Annotated in this window: 8 protein-coding genes and 2 tRNA genes; 4 read left to right on the top strand and 6 right to left on the bottom strand. The window is 63.4% G+C overall.

The features are described from left to right. Window positions 1-204: 204 nt before the first annotated feature. Window positions 205-2442 (bottom strand): TonB-dependent receptor, encoded by a 2238-nt coding sequence (locus AC56LV_RS15205; RefSeq protein ID WP_499558780.1) that lies wholly within the window; start codon window positions 2440-2442, stop codon window positions 205-207. Window positions 2443-2815: 373 nt separating this feature from the next. On the opposite strand from AC56LV_RS15205, the gene AC56LV_RS15200 reads away from it, so the two are divergent. Then, a tRNA-Val gene (locus AC56LV_RS15200) sits at window positions 2816-2891 on the top strand. 40 nt (window positions 2892-2931) lie between these two features. Continuing rightward, a tRNA-Asp gene (locus AC56LV_RS15195) sits at window positions 2932-3008 on the top strand. An 85-nt stretch (window positions 3009-3093) separates the two neighbouring features. Here the strand turns inward: AC56LV_RS15195 and AC56LV_RS15190 are convergent. Further along, a complete protein-coding gene (locus AC56LV_RS15190; protein WP_499558779.1) occupies window positions 3094-4245 on the bottom strand; it encodes a GGDEF domain-containing protein in 1152 nt (383 codons plus the stop codon). A gap of 245 nt (window positions 4246-4490) precedes the next feature. Here AC56LV_RS15190 and AC56LV_RS15185 point away from each other — a divergent pair, with 245 nt between their 5' ends. Both AC56LV_RS15185 and AC56LV_RS15180 read left to right on the top strand, forming a co-directional pair. After that, entirely contained in the window at window positions 4491-4976 is a 486-nt protein-coding gene (locus tag AC56LV_RS15185; protein WP_221290483.1) for a cyclic nucleotide-binding domain-containing protein, read from the top strand. Continuing rightward, a complete protein-coding gene (locus AC56LV_RS15180) occupies window positions 4973-6169 on the top strand; it encodes an AI-2E family transporter (protein ID WP_499455989.1) in 1197 nt (398 codons plus the stop codon). Before AC56LV_RS15185 ends, AC56LV_RS15180 begins: the two co-directional genes overlap by 4 nt. Before the next feature lie 71 nt (window positions 6170-6240). Here AC56LV_RS15180 and AC56LV_RS15175 read toward each other — a convergent pair whose 3' ends face one another. The 4 genes from AC56LV_RS15175 to AC56LV_RS15160 all read right to left on the bottom strand — a co-directional run bounded on the left by AC56LV_RS15175 (window position 6241) and on the right by AC56LV_RS15160 (window position 13397). Next, entirely contained in the window at window positions 6241-8520 is a 2280-nt protein-coding gene (locus AC56LV_RS15175; protein WP_499558777.1) for a YgiQ family radical SAM protein, read from the bottom strand. A 106-nt stretch (window positions 8521-8626) separates the two neighbouring features. Beyond that, window positions 8627-8911 carry a DUF4404 family protein gene (locus AC56LV_RS15170; protein WP_183555162.1) on the bottom strand — a complete coding sequence of 95 codons (285 nt, stop codon included), beginning with the start codon at window positions 8909-8911 and terminating at the stop codon, window positions 8627-8629. 135 nt (window positions 8912-9046) lie between these two features. After that, on the bottom strand, window positions 9047-11206 hold the full coding sequence (locus AC56LV_RS15165; protein WP_499558775.1) for a M3 family metallopeptidase: 2160 nt from the start codon (window positions 11204-11206) through the stop codon (window positions 9047-9049). Window positions 11207-11273: 67 nt separating this feature from the next. Next, complete coding sequence (locus tag AC56LV_RS15160) at window positions 11274-13397, bottom strand: M3 family metallopeptidase (RefSeq protein WP_499558773.1); 2124 nt, start codon at window positions 13395-13397, stop codon at window positions 11274-11276. Window positions 13398-13447 lie beyond the last annotated feature (50 nt).

Raw genomic sequence — 13447 nt, 5'->3', positions numbered from 1 at the left:
AGTGAAGCGTGCATACAACGGTTACATGCCTAAATTTTGCAAAACCATGTTTTGTTCGGCGAAACATAAATTTAGCAGAATACTTGACACCTAAAATTTGTTGACGAAGGTTTATCGCATAGTTCCCAGATGCAAAAAAGGGCCGCGCAGTGCGCGGCCCTTTTCGTTTATGACACGTCGGCCTCGTGCGAGGCTCGTCAATTCTTAGAAATTACCCTTGAATTGCATGCCCCACTGGCGCGGCTCGTTGGTGAAGCCGGTCAGGTTGTTGAAGTCGATCGCACCGGTGATACGGCGCTGGTCGAGCACGTTGCGGCCGAAGGCTGCCACTTCATACTTGCCATTGCCGAAGATGTAGCCGACGCGCACGCCGCCTTCGGTCAGTGGTGCACCGGTGAACTCGGTCGACTCGTACAGGAAGAAGTTCACTTTGCTGCGGTACGACCAGTCGGTGTAGAAGTACAGCTCGCCGTCACGGAACGGCACGCCGTAGCGGGCCGTCGCGTTGAAGGTCCAGCGCGGTGCCTGTGGCAGTGCATTGCCATCGATCACGACACGGCCGGCGCCGTTGATCGGATCGGTGATCGTGCACTGCGCGCAGCGGTTGACCGACAGGCTGCCGTCGCGGATCTGCGTGTAGTTGTAGCTCGCGCCGGCGCTCATGCGCAGGGCGGTGCTGATCGCTGCTTCGAAGTCGAACTCGGCGCCACGGCCCTTGGTCTTGTCGGCGTTGATCAGGCGGTTGACGTTCGAATTGCCACCCACCACGGTCAGCTGCTGGTCTTCGATCGTGTAGTCGTAGATCGAGAACGAGCCACGTGCGCGGCGCTCGAACAGGTCAGCCTTGATGCCCAGCTCGACCGACTTGATGGTCTCGGCATCGGCCACGGTGATCGGCACCGACGCCGATGCAGCAGCGATACTCGGCGCGCGGAAGCCCGTTGCGGCGCGGCCATACACGTTCACGTCAGGCGTCAACTTGTAGGTGGCCGACAGGTCCCAGCTGACCTTCTTCTTGTCCGCTTCGACCGACGACGGGCCGATCTGGACGACGTTGGTCGCTTCGATGGTGCGGAACTCTTTCTCGTCCTTGGTGTAGCGCACGCCGCCGCGGATGGTCCAGTCAGGGGTCAGGTTGTACGTTGCCGAAGCGAACGCAGCCCAGGCCTTGTTCTTCTGGGTCGACACCAGGCGCGAGGTGCGCGCGTAGGTGGTGCTGTCGAAGTTGTCGCTGCCGCCGGTGACGTCTTCATCGAAGAAGTAGACGCCGGTCTGCCAGTTGAACGGGCCGGTGTTCTGCGATTCGACGCGGAATTCCTGGCTGTACTGGTCGAGGTTGTTGATGTAGCCGTTGGTCTCGACCTGGAACGGGATGAAGCCCGGACCGGTTGGCGTGCCGCCGTCGATGTCGCCGCGGCTCGAGTAACCGATGATGTGCTCGTAACCGGTGATCGACGACAGCTTGTAGCCGCCCAGATCCCATTCCAGACGCAGGTTGATGCCGTTGGTTTTCAGGTCCTGGTCATTCATCGCATTGGTGACGATCTGGTCCAGATCGGTGCCGTCGGCGAAGGTGTTGCTGCCCTTCTTGATCAGGTTGGCGCGGAACAGGCGTGCGCTGCCATTGGTCTGACGCTGGTGGAAGCCCAAGAGGCCGGTAACACCATCTTTGCTGTACAGGAACTGCACGCGCTCGGCGTGTTCGTTGTAGCCGTCCAGCTCACCGCGCTTGGTGGTCTTGGCCGGGGTGCTGTAGTTGTCGACGTAGTCGTCGCGGTGCTGGCCGACGGCCGACACGCGCATTGCCACGTTGCTCGACAGCGGCACGTTGACGGCGCCTTCGGCATTGAACGTGTAATGCGATGCCGCCGACACGTTGTAGTAGCCTTCGGTGCTGTTCAGGCGAGGCTTTTCGGACTCGAACTTGACCACACCGGCCGGGGTATTACGGCCGAACAGCGTGCCCTGCGGGCCGCGCAGCACTTCGACGCTGGCCAGGTCGAAGATCGGGAAGCCCTTGAGGATCGGGTTTTCTTGCACGATGTCGTCGTACACGAGCGAGACCGGCTGCGAGGCGAAGGTGTTGAAGTCGGTATTGCCGTAGCCGCGGATGTAAAAGCGCGGGAAGGTACGGCCGTTCGACGATTCCACGTTCAGGCTCGGCACTTTGCCGGCCAGCAGACGGATGTCGTCGCCGCCCGAGACCAGGACGTCCAGCTTGTCACCCTTGAGGGCCGTCACCGACACCGGCACGTCGCGGATGTTCTCGGTACGGCGCTGCGCGGTCACGGTGACCGATTGCAGCTGCAGGGACTCGGGCGCCGGTTCGGCCGGGGCCGCCGTCTGGGCTGCAGCCTGGGCGATCGGCAGCAGGGCGAGGAACGCCAGCGCTGCGCCATGGGAGCAGGTGACGCGCTTGTGCATCTTGGACATCTTGGTCATGGAGTATTTTCCTGGTGATGATAAAAGAACCGGTGTCTCCGTTCTTCTTTTCCAACGCCCCCCGCCGGGTGCGCAGGCGGTGATACCCCGCCCTCGGCAACGCGCATCTTTGGCGCCCATCTTTCCGATGTTTTAAGGTTGCCGACTTAGTAAAGGCGGTATTGTCCGTGATGGTTATAAACCCGGCAAGTAAATAACTCGATGACGCCATGATTACAACACATGCATATCGTCGGCTGCAGGCAGCGGCCATGACCAGAAAAATAGCGCTTTCGATATTTTTTCGAAAAACCTCTTGCAGACCCTGAAAGGCACCCTCTATAATTCGGTCCTCTTCGACGCAATGACAAGCGTCAGTAGACATCAACGAGATGGGCGCTTAGCTCAGTTGGTAGAGCGGATCCCTTACACGGATTAGGTCGGGAGTTCGAGCCTCTCAGCGCCCACCAAGCATCTCGCCGATGGATCGAAGGCTGATCTTAGTAAAACGGAGTGGTAGTTCAGTTGGTTAGAATACCGGCCTGTCACGCCGGGGGTCGCGGGTTCGAGCCCCGTCCGCTCCGCCAGCATCACTGAAGAAGGGTCCGATTCGTCGGGCCCTTTTTCTTTTTCTGCGCGCGTTTGCGTGCCGGCTTGCACCCCGCGTCCACGCTAGGCCGGCTTGCGCATCAGCTCTCCGATTTCGACCCGGTCCCGCCCCGCGCTCTTGGCCGCATACAACGCATGGTCGGCACGCGCCATCGCCCCGCCCAGATCCTCGTGCGGATCGAGCACCACGACGCCGATGCTGACCGTCATCCGGTAGGTCGGACCACTGGTGATGACCGTCGCTTCCCGGATCGCCCTGCGCAGCCGCTCGGCAGCCTGCACTGCCCCATCGAGATCGGCTCCGGGCAGCAGCAGCGCGAATTCCTCGCCGCCCAGGCGGCCGATCGTTTCATGCCCGCGCAGGAGCGGACGTACGGTGCGTGCAAACACCACCAGCGCCTCGTCGCCGGTGGCATGGCCCCAGCGGTCATTGATCTGCTTGAAGTGGTCGATGTCGATCATCAGGAGGCCCAGGCCGCTATGCTGGCGCTGGGCCAGCAGGCGCGCACCATCGGCCTGCTCCAGGAACGCATGGCGGTTGGGCAGCCCGGTCAGGCAATCGGTCGACGCCAGTTTTGCCATCCGTTGATCGTCCTTCTGCTTGCACAGCAACAAAAAGCCGAAGCCGTTGACGATCATGAGCAGGTAGCCCGTCAGGTACGCCACCTGCTGCGCAACGCTGTGGTCGAGCGGGCCCTTGTCCAGCCATCCTGAAACGACCCAGACGGCGACAGCCGTGGCGAACAGCGCGTCGTTGATGCCGATGATCCGCTGCAGCAGCGAAGCACTGCGCCGGCGCAGCAGCACCCATGCCATGGCGGCGGCGAAGAACGCCACGACGACGCCCACGAGCGCACTGAGCTGGACGTGATTGGCCCCACGCACTGCGCCCGCCACAACGATGGCGGAAGACAGCAACGTGATGGGCAGCAGCACCCGGCCCCAGCGTACGAAGCCGAAGAACACGCAATAGGCCGCCATTTCAAGCGACATCGCCAGAATCCAGACAAGGCCTTCAAGGCCGACGATCAGCGGCAAGCCCAGCACGGGACTGGCCCAGCCGATCAACTGGCTCACGCCCATGCCCAGCCGAGCCCACATCCACAGGCGCAGCCCGGCACTGGGCGCCGCGCCGTGCGTGTATCCCGCCATCAGGATCGCAAAGCCGACGTTGCCGATGCCCAGTGCAAGAAGAAAAGTCTGTATATCGATCACTGCCTGTCCTTGAAAAGGCACTTGCATCCGCCTCGCCTCATCGCACGCATGGCTTTCTAAAAATACCATTGATGTTGCCCTACGGAATTATGTTACACGTTTTTCAAGACAGGCGAGCGCACGCTTGACGCACCTTATGGACACGCCGCCACACCGCCGCGCACACGTCACGCTTTTTGATGCGTGGCAGCATCCGATCGCGGATAATCAAACAGACAACAGACCGCACCACCCCGGAGTACGCCTTGATTTTTCGTTTTCTCAAACCACCGCGCATGTCGCCGCGCCTGCATCGGCTCAAGAGCTCATCGCTGTTCGCGGCGCTGACGCCGCTGGAACTGAAGATCGTCGACGGTCTGCTGCACGAGCGCCGCTATTTAAAAGACGAGATCATGTTCGACGAGGGCGAAGAAGGTCAGGCGCTGTACCTGTTGATGAGCGGCCGGGTGCGCATCAGCCGCCTGCACGAGGGCATGACGCAGGTCGTGGCCGAGCTCGAACCGGGCGGCTTTTTTGGCGACCTGGCGCTGCTCGATAACTCCCCCCGCAATGCCCAGGCACGCGCCCTGGAACCGTGCGAAGTGGCCGTGTTCTTCCGTGCCGACTTTCTGGGCCTGATGGAAACCGACGCCGTCATCGGCTACAAGATTTCGCTGGCACTGGCGCGCCACATTGGCCTGCGCCTGCGTGAATGGATGGGCACCGGCCGGCCGCAGCTGGAAGCGCTGTGAGCACCCACCTCGACCCTGCCCACGGCCCCGAGCGCGCCGGCCCGGTCGTCTGGACCGGCATCATCGGCGGCACCTGCCTGCTGCTGCTGGTAGTCCAGAAGCTGCTGTGGCTGGCCCTGCCCTTCATCTTCGGCGCCGTCCTGTATTACATCCTGCTGGGCCCAATGCAGCGCATGGTGCGTTCAGGCTTTGGCCGCAACGCCGCCGCGCTGTGGGTCTGCACGCTGTTCTTTGCCCTGACCGCGCTGGCGCTGACGGCGGCCATGGCCTGGGGCGACGGCCCCGAAGAAGATTCATGGGAAGCGACGATCAGCCTGTATCTCGACGGCGGCGTCGCCTTCGTGCGCAATTCGATGGGTTTGCTGGAAGCGAAATTCCCGCTGCTGGCCGAGATGCGCCTGACCTCGACCGTCAACCGCGCGTTCACCAATTACACGAGCGACTTCGCGCAGAACCACCTGGGCGACATCGTCGTCGGCATCGTGACCTGGGTGCCGTCGCTGTTCCTGGCGCCGTTCCTCAGCTTCTTCCTGCTGCGCGATGGTGTGCGCTTCAAGAAGTTCCTGGCGCGCGCGGTGCCGAACGCCTACTTCGAGCCGGCGCTGTACCTGCTGCACGAAGTCGACCAGACCGCGCGCCGCTACTTCGAAGGGCTGCTCAAGCTGACCGTGCTCGACACGATCGTGCTGGCGCTGGGCCTGTGGATCATCGGCGTGTCCTCGCCCCTGCTGCTGGGTCTGATCTCGGCGGTGCTGGCCTGGGTGCCGTTCGTCGGCTCGATCGCCGGCTGCGCGCTGGTCGTCATCGTCGCCTCCACCGACGCACCGGGCAACCCGTTGATGGCCTACGGCGCGATTGGCGTGTTCGTGCTGGTGCGCCTGCTGGACGACTTCATCTTCATGCCGGCCACGCTGGGACGCAGCCTGCACATCCATCCGCTGGTGACGGTGCTGATGATCTTTGTCGGCGGCATGCTGGCGGGCGTGGTGGGACTGATGCTGGTGCTGCCGCTGCTGGGCGTGGTGATGGTGATCGGCGAAACGCTGGGTGTTTTGGTCACGCACCCGCGCCTGCGGGCGCGGCATCGCTATGCCAACTCGCTACGCACGCGGCAGGCCAGCATGGACCTGGACATCGCGCGCGAACGGCGCGGGGCGCCGACGCCGAATGCGAAATTGAAGACCAAACCGTAACGGACTACATTGCACTGCCCAAAAAAAACCGGCGCCTCAGGCGCCGGTTTTTTTTGTCCCTTCGAACGCGCTTACTTGCGCACGGTCTTGGGCTTGGCCTTGATGGTCGACAGGATCGACGGCTTGACCTTCGACGGCGGCGCCATGAATGGCGTGGTGGCCGGCGTGCGGTCGGTGCGGCCGCGTGGTGCGCCGGCGCCCATCGTGCGCTTCGGTGCGCCATCGGCTGGCCGTCCTTTCGGCGCCATGCCGGGACCGCGGCGCTCTTCGCGCAGCGAACCGCTGGCCATCTCGCCGCCCGGCGCCGGAATCAGGTGCCGGTCGCTGTTGCCGATCAGGTCGCCACGGCCCATGCGATACAGGCCCTCGCGCAGGATCGGCCAGTTCTCCGGGTCGTAATAGCGCAGGAACGCCTTATGGAGTTTGCGCGTCTTGCCGCTCTTTGCCGTCTCGACGATCTCCGAATCCTCGGTCACCTTGGCCAGCGGGTTGCGGCGCGAGTGGTACATCGTCGTGGCCATCGCCATTGGCGTTGGCGTGAACGTCTGCACCTGGTCGAGCTTGAAGTTGTTTTTCTTCAGCCACAACGCCAGGTTCAGCATGTCTTCGTCGGTCGAGCCCGGGTGGGCCGCGATGAAGTACGGGATCAGGTATTGCTTCTTGCCGGCTTCGAGCGAGTACTTGTCGAACATGCGCTTGAACTCGTCATACGCGCCGATGCCCGGCTTCATCATCTTCGACAGCGTGCCCGCTTCGGTGTGTTCCGGCGCGATCTTCAACAGGCCGCCGACGTGGTCGGTGACGAGCTCTTTGACGTACTCGGGCGAGCGCACGGCCAGGTCGTAGCGCAGGCCGGAACCGATCAGGATCTTCTTGATGCCGGGAATCGCGCGTGCCTTGCGGTACAGCGAGATCAGCTTGCTGTGGTCGGTGCCCAGGTTGCTGCAGATGGTCGGGTACACGCACGACAGGCGGCGGCAGCTTTCCTCGATCGTCTTTTCCTTGCACGCCAGGCGGTACATGTTCGCGGTGGGGCCACCGAGGTCGGTAATCGTGCCGGCGAAGTTCTTGGTCGTGTCGCGGATCAGTTCGATTTCGCGCAGGATCGACGGCTCGGAGCGGCTCTGGATGATGCGCCCCTCGTGCTCGGTGATCGAGCAGAAGGTGCAGCCGCCGAAGCAGCCGCGCATGATGTTGACCGAGTAGCGGATCATTTCCCAGGCCGGGATGTGCGCCTTGCCGTAGCTCGGGTGCGGCGCGCGGGCGTAGGCCATGTCGTAGACATTGTCCATCTCGTCCATCGCCAGCGGCAACGGCGGCGGGTTCAGCCAGACGTCGCGGTCGCCGTGCGCCTGCACCAGCGCGCGCGCGTTGCCCGGGTTCGACTCAAGGTGGAACACGCGCGATGTGTGCGCGTACATCACCGGGTCGACGCTGACCGTCTCAAAGCTCGGCAGGCGCACGACGGTCTTGGCCGCTTTTTCGCGGGCCGCGGCCTGGCGCTGCTCGCGCGTCATGATCATGATCGGCTTGACCTCGGGCTCGGGCGCGGCGTTGTCCAGCGCGCAGGCTTTCGGGTCTTCCAGCGCCATCGCGTACGGGTTCGGCTGCTTGTCGATGCGGCCCGGCACGTCCACGCGGGTGGAATTGTGCACGCTCCATTCTTCGTCCGGCAGCCAGCCCAGCGGCACCAGGAACGCCGTGCCGCGCAGGTCGCGGATCGTCTTGATGTTTTCGCCCGCGGCGATGCGGCGCGTCAGGTCGACCAGCGCGCGCTCGGCATTGCCGAAGATGAGCAGGTCGGCCTTCGATTCGAACAGCACCGAGCGGCGCACTTTATCCGACCAGTAATCGTAATGGGCGATGCGGCGCAGCGAGGCTTCGATGCTGCCGGCGATCACCGGCACGCCCGGGAACGCTTCACGGGCGCGCTGGCAATACACGGTCACGGCGCGGTCAGGGCGCTTGTTCGGCGCGCCTTCGGGCGTGTAGGCATCGTCGGAGCGGATCTTGCGGTCGGCCGTGTAGCGGTTGACCATCGAATCCATATTGCCGGCGGTAACGCCCCAGTACAGATTGGGTTTGCCCAGTGCCCGGAACGGCTCGACCGAGGTCCAGTCGGGCTGGCTGATGATGCCGACCCGGTACCCCTGCGCTTCGAGCAGCCGGCCGACCAGCGCCATGCCGAAGCTCGGGTGGTCGATGTAGGCGTCACCCGTGATCAGGATGATGTCGCACGAATCCCAGCCCAATGCGTCCATTTCGGCGCGGGACATCGGGAGGAAGGGTGCGGTCGGGGCGCGGCTGGAGCGCTTGGCGACCGTCGCAAAGAGATTGGCAGGGGAGTTCATTGCCCGGCATTGTACCGGAAAACCATTTACGGAGCATGGAAGGCCCCGAAAAATGGCTTAAAATCAATGACTTGTGGCTATTAGCCTACTATTTCAGCAGCGCAGGTCAAATGCCCATGTTCGACAGGATCTGGCCCAGTTCGCGCAAGCCGTGCTCGACGCGCGGGTGGCGGGCGGCAAAACTGGCTGCCAGCTCCTGCGTGCGCGAGCCCAGGCCATAGGTATTCGCATCGAGCTCCTGCTCAGCGCGACGTTCGAGGACTTTCTCGATATCGCCATCGAGCTGGCGCAGCAGCGTTTCCAGTTCGACATCGGTGTCGCCGGTTTCCTGCAGTTCGCGGTGCAGGGCTTTCAGGCGTGCCTTCAGGTCGGCATCGTGTTCGGGTTGCATCGTGGTCTCCGTGGATTGGTCGATTTCATTGTAAGGCATGGGGGGCGTGGGAGAGAACACGGCTGTGTGGAAAACAAAATGAACGGGGGCCCCCGCCTGTGCGGGAGCCCCCATTGTCCGGCAACGCGGAAGCCGTTAGTTACCGGTCAAGCCACGACGCTCCAGCAGCGGCTTGATATCCGCATCCTTGCCGCGGAAATTACGGTACATCTGCATCGCATCCAGCGTACCGCCGCGCGACAGCAGCGTCTTGCGGAAATGGTCGCCGTTCTTGCGCGTCAGGCCGCCATTGGCCTTGAACCACTCGACCGTGTCGGCGTCGAGCTTCTCGGCCCACAGGTAACCGTAGTAACCGGCCGAGTAGCCGCCCGAGAACGTGTGCGAGAAGTACGTGCTGCGATAGCGCGGCGGCACCAGTGCGAAGTCAACGCCGGCCTTTTTCAGCGCCTGCGCCTCGAACGCCAGCACATCGGTCGGGATCTGGTTCGGCGCCAGCTGGTGCCAGGCCTGGTCCAGCAGCGCGGCGGCCAGGTACTCGGTGGTGCGGAAGCCTTCGTTGAACTGCGACGAGGCCTGCACCTTGTCCAGCAGCGCTTTCGGCATCGGCTCGCCGGTCTGGTAATGCTTGGCGTAGTTGGCAAGCACTTCCGGCCAGGTCATCCACATCTCGTTGACCTGCGACGGGAACTCGACGTAGTCACGCGGCACGCGCGAACCCGAGAAGCGCGGGTACTGCACGTCCGAGAACATGCCGTGCAGCGCGTGGCCGAATTCGTGGAACGTGGTGCGCACTTCGTCGTAGGTCAAGAGCGTCGGCTCGCCGGCGGCCGGCTTCGGGATGTTCAGGTTGTTGGCGATGACAGGCTTGGTGCCCAGCAGCTTGCTCTGGCCGACCCAGGCGTTGGCCCAAGCGCCGCCACGCTTGTTCGAGCGGGCGTACGGGTCGAACGTGAAGATCGCCAGTTGCTTGCCATCGACGTCGAACACGTCGAACACGCGCACGTCTTCGTTGTAGCCCGGCAGGTCCTTGCGTTCCTTGAACGTGATGCCGAATTCCTTGGTCGCGGCAAAGAACACGCCATCGACCAGCACGCGGTTCAGTTCGAAGTACGGGCGCAGCTGGCTGGCGTCGAACGCGTAACGCTCGGCGCGCACCTTGTCGCTGTAGAAGCTCCAGTCATGGGCGGCGGCCTTGAAGCCACCTTTTTCAGCATCGATCACCTTCTGGATGTCGGCCGCTTCCTTCTTCGCGTTGTTCACGGCAGGCGTGGCCAGTTCGGCCAGCAGGCTGTTGACGGCGTCCGTGGTCTTGGCGGTCTGCTCTTCCAGATTGTAGGCAGCGTGGTTCGGGAAGCCCAGCAGCACGGCGCGTTCGGCGCGCAGCTTGGCGATCTGCAGCACGGTGTTGCGGGTGTCGAATTCACCGCCACGGCTGCCGCGCGCCATCGAGGCGGCCAGCAGTTTTTCGCGCGTGGCACGGTTGGTCAGCACCGACAGCGATGCCTGCTGCGTGGTGTTCACGACCGGCAGGACGAACTTGCCATCCATGCCGCGTTTTTTTGCTTCGGCGGCCGCGCCGTCGATGGCCTTGTCGCTCATGCCCGCCAGTTCGGCGCGCGAATCGACCACCAGCGCCGAGGCGTTGGCTTCTTTCAGCGTGTCTTGTGCGAACTTGGTCTGCAGGGCGGCCAGCTGGCTGTTGAAGGCCTTCAGCTTTTCCTTGTCGGCGTCCGACAGCTTGGCGCCGGCGCGCTCGAAGTCATTGTTGTAGCGGTCCAGCAGGTAGGCCGATTCGCTGTCCAGCTTCAGGCTGGCGCGCTTGTCGTACAGTGCCTTGATGCGGGCGTACAGCTTGCCGTTCAGGCGGATCGCGTCGCTGTGCTGCGACAGCTTCGGTGCGATGTCGCGACCCAGCGCGATCAGCGTGTCATTGGTGTAGGAGCCTGACAGCGTGCCGAAGGCGGTGCTGACGCGATTGAGCATGCGGCCCGAGCGCTCCATGGCGACGATGGTGTTCTCGAAGGTTGGCGCAGCCTTGTTGTTGGCGATCTTCTCGATCTCCGCCGCGTGCTGGCGCATGGCTTCGGCGTAGGCCGGGGCGAAGTGCTCGTTCTTGATCTTGTCCCAGGCCGGGTAGTTGTACTGCAGGCTGCTCTCTTTGGCGAACGGGTTGCTCGCGTCGAACGGCGCCGCAGCGGTCACCGGTGCGGCGGTCGCTGGTGCGGGCGCGGCCAACGCGACATTGGCAAAGGCAGCGCTGATGGCAGCGGCCAGGATGATATGGGTACGTTTCATGTTCTTGTGCTTTTCACGGTAAGGATAAGGACCTGCTGGCAGCCGGCGCAGACCGGCTGCCCTGGCATCAGTTCAGGCCACGGCGTTCCAGCAGCGGCTCGATGACCGGATCGCGGCCACGGAAGGCGCGGTACATCTCGACCGCATCGACAGTGCCGCCCTTCGACAGGACCATATTGCGGAAGCGGTCGCCGTTCTTGCGCTGCAGGCCGCCGTTTTCCTTGAACCACTCGCCGGCATCGGCGTCGAGGCGCTCGGCCCACAGATAGCTGTAGTAGCCGGCCGAATAACCGCCGCCCATCGCGTGCGAGAAGTACGTGCTGCTATAGCGTGGCGGGACCGGTGCGAAGTCCAGGCCCGCGTCCTTCAGCGCCTGCTGCTCGAACGTCTTCACGTCGGTCGGGATGGCCTTGGAGCCCAGCTGGTGCCAGCGCTGGTCGAGCACCGCAGCAGCCAGGTATTCGGTGGTGCGGTAGCCTTCGTTGAACTTCTGCGACGCGCGCAGCTTGTCGAGCAGTTCCTTCGGCATCACGGCGCCGGTCTGGTAATGCTTGGCATAGCTGGCCATCACTTCGGGCCAGGCCATCCACATTTCGTAGACCTGCGATGGCAGCTCGACGTAGTCGCGCGGCACGCTGGTGCCCGAGAAGCGCGGGTACTTGACCTTCGAGAACCAGCCGTGGGTTGCGTGGCCAAATTCATGGAACGTCGTGCGTACCTCGTCCCAGGTCAGCAGGGTCGGCTCGCCTGCGGCCGGCTTGGTCAGGTTCAGGTTGTTGGTGATGACGGGCTTCTTGTCGAGCAGGAAGCTCTGGTCGACCAGGGAGCTCATCCAGGCGCCGCCGCGCTTGTTCGGGCGCGCGTACGGGTCGACCACGAAGATCGCCAGATGGGCGCCGTTTTCTTCGAACACGTCATACACGCGCACATCGGCGTCGTAGGTCGGCAGGTCGGTGCGGCGCTTGAAGGTGATGCCCCAGAGTTTGGTCGCAGCGAAGAACGTGCCTTTCTCCAGCACGTTGTCGAATTCGAAGTACGGCTTGAGCTGGTTGGCGTCGAACGCATACTTGGCGGTGCGCACCTTGTCGCTGTAGATCGCCCAGTCCTGCGCGGCCAGCTGGAAGCCGCCCTTCTCCGCATCGATCACGGCCTGGATCTCGGCCGCTTCTTTCTTTGCGTTGCGCACGGCCGGCGCGGTCAGGTCGCCCAGCAGCTTGTTGACCGACGTGGTGTTCTTCGCCGTCTGGTCTTCGAGCGAGTAGGCGGCGTAGTTCTCGTAGCCCAGCAGCTCGGCGCGTTCGGCGCGCAGTTTCGCCAGTTGCAGCACGACGTCACGGTTGTCGAATTGCCCGCCGCGGCTGCCGCGGATCATCGACGTGGTGAGCAGTTTTTCGCGCGTGGCGCGGTTGGTCAGCACGGCCAGCGGCGCTTGCTGCGTGGTGTTGACGACCGGGATGACGAACTTGCCTTCCAGGCCACGCTTGGTCGCTTCGGCGGCCGCCGCGTCGATGGCTTTCTCGGGCAGGCCGGCCAGTTCGGCGCGGGTGTCGACGACGAAGGCCGAGGCGTTGACTTCCTTGAGCACGTTCTGGCTGAACTGGGTCTGCAGCGCGGCCAGCTTGCCGTTGTAGTCCTTCAGCTTGACCTTGTCGGCAGCGGACAGGTTGGCGCCGGCGCGCACGAAGTCCTTGTAATAGCGCTCGAGCAGGAACGATGATTCGGCGTCCAGGCCAAGCGTGGCGCGCTTGTCGTGCAGGGTCTTGATTCGGGCGAACAGGGCCGGGTTCAGGCGGATCGCATCGCTGTGCGCGGCGAATTTCGGCGCCAGGTCCTTGTCCAGTGCCTGCAGCGTGTCGTTGGTGTACGAACCGGTCAGCGTGTAGAACACGGCGCGCACGCGGCCCAGCAGCTGGCCCGAGCGCTCCATCGCCACGATCGTGTTGTCGAACGTCGGTGCAGCCTTGTTGCTGGCGATTTTGGCGATTTCAGCGGCCTGCTCGCGCATGCCTTCGTCGAACGCTGGCGCGAAGTGCTCGTTCTTGATCTTGTCGAAGGCCGGGTAGCCGTACTGCAGGGTGCTCGGCTTGGCGAACGGATTCGAGGCTGGCAGCGCAGCGCTGGCCGACTTGGAAAACGCGAGGGTGGCAAGGGCAACGCCGGCTGCGATCAGCAGCAGTTTTGGACGGTTCATGGTATCTCTTGTGCGATGGGAGAAAAAGGGTAGGTCAATGGCGCAGCGCG

This window comes from Telluria sp. RB2R28 (assembly GCF_059685835.1).
Note: the sequence above shows the minus strand (reverse complement) of the source record. Positions and strands in the feature narration are given on the sequence as shown.

Coding starts and splice junctions, on each gene's coding strand:
- AC56LV_RS15175 (WP_499558777.1), bottom strand. CDS start 8,520: ATGAACTCCCCTGCCAATCTCTTTGCGACGGTCGCCAAGCGCTCCAGC.
- AC56LV_RS15170 (WP_183555162.1), bottom strand. CDS start 8,911: ATGCAACCCGAACACGATGCCGACCTGAAGGCACGCCTGAAAGCCCTG.
- AC56LV_RS15160 (WP_499558773.1), bottom strand. CDS start 13,397: ATGAACCGTCCAAAACTGCTGCTGATCGCAGCCGGCGTTGCCCTTGCC.
- AC56LV_RS15165 (WP_499558775.1), bottom strand. CDS start 11,206: ATGAAACGTACCCATATCATCCTGGCCGCTGCCATCAGCGCTGCCTTT.
- AC56LV_RS15205 (WP_499558780.1), bottom strand. CDS start 2,442: ATGACCAAGATGTCCAAGATGCACAAGCGCGTCACCTGCTCCCATGGC.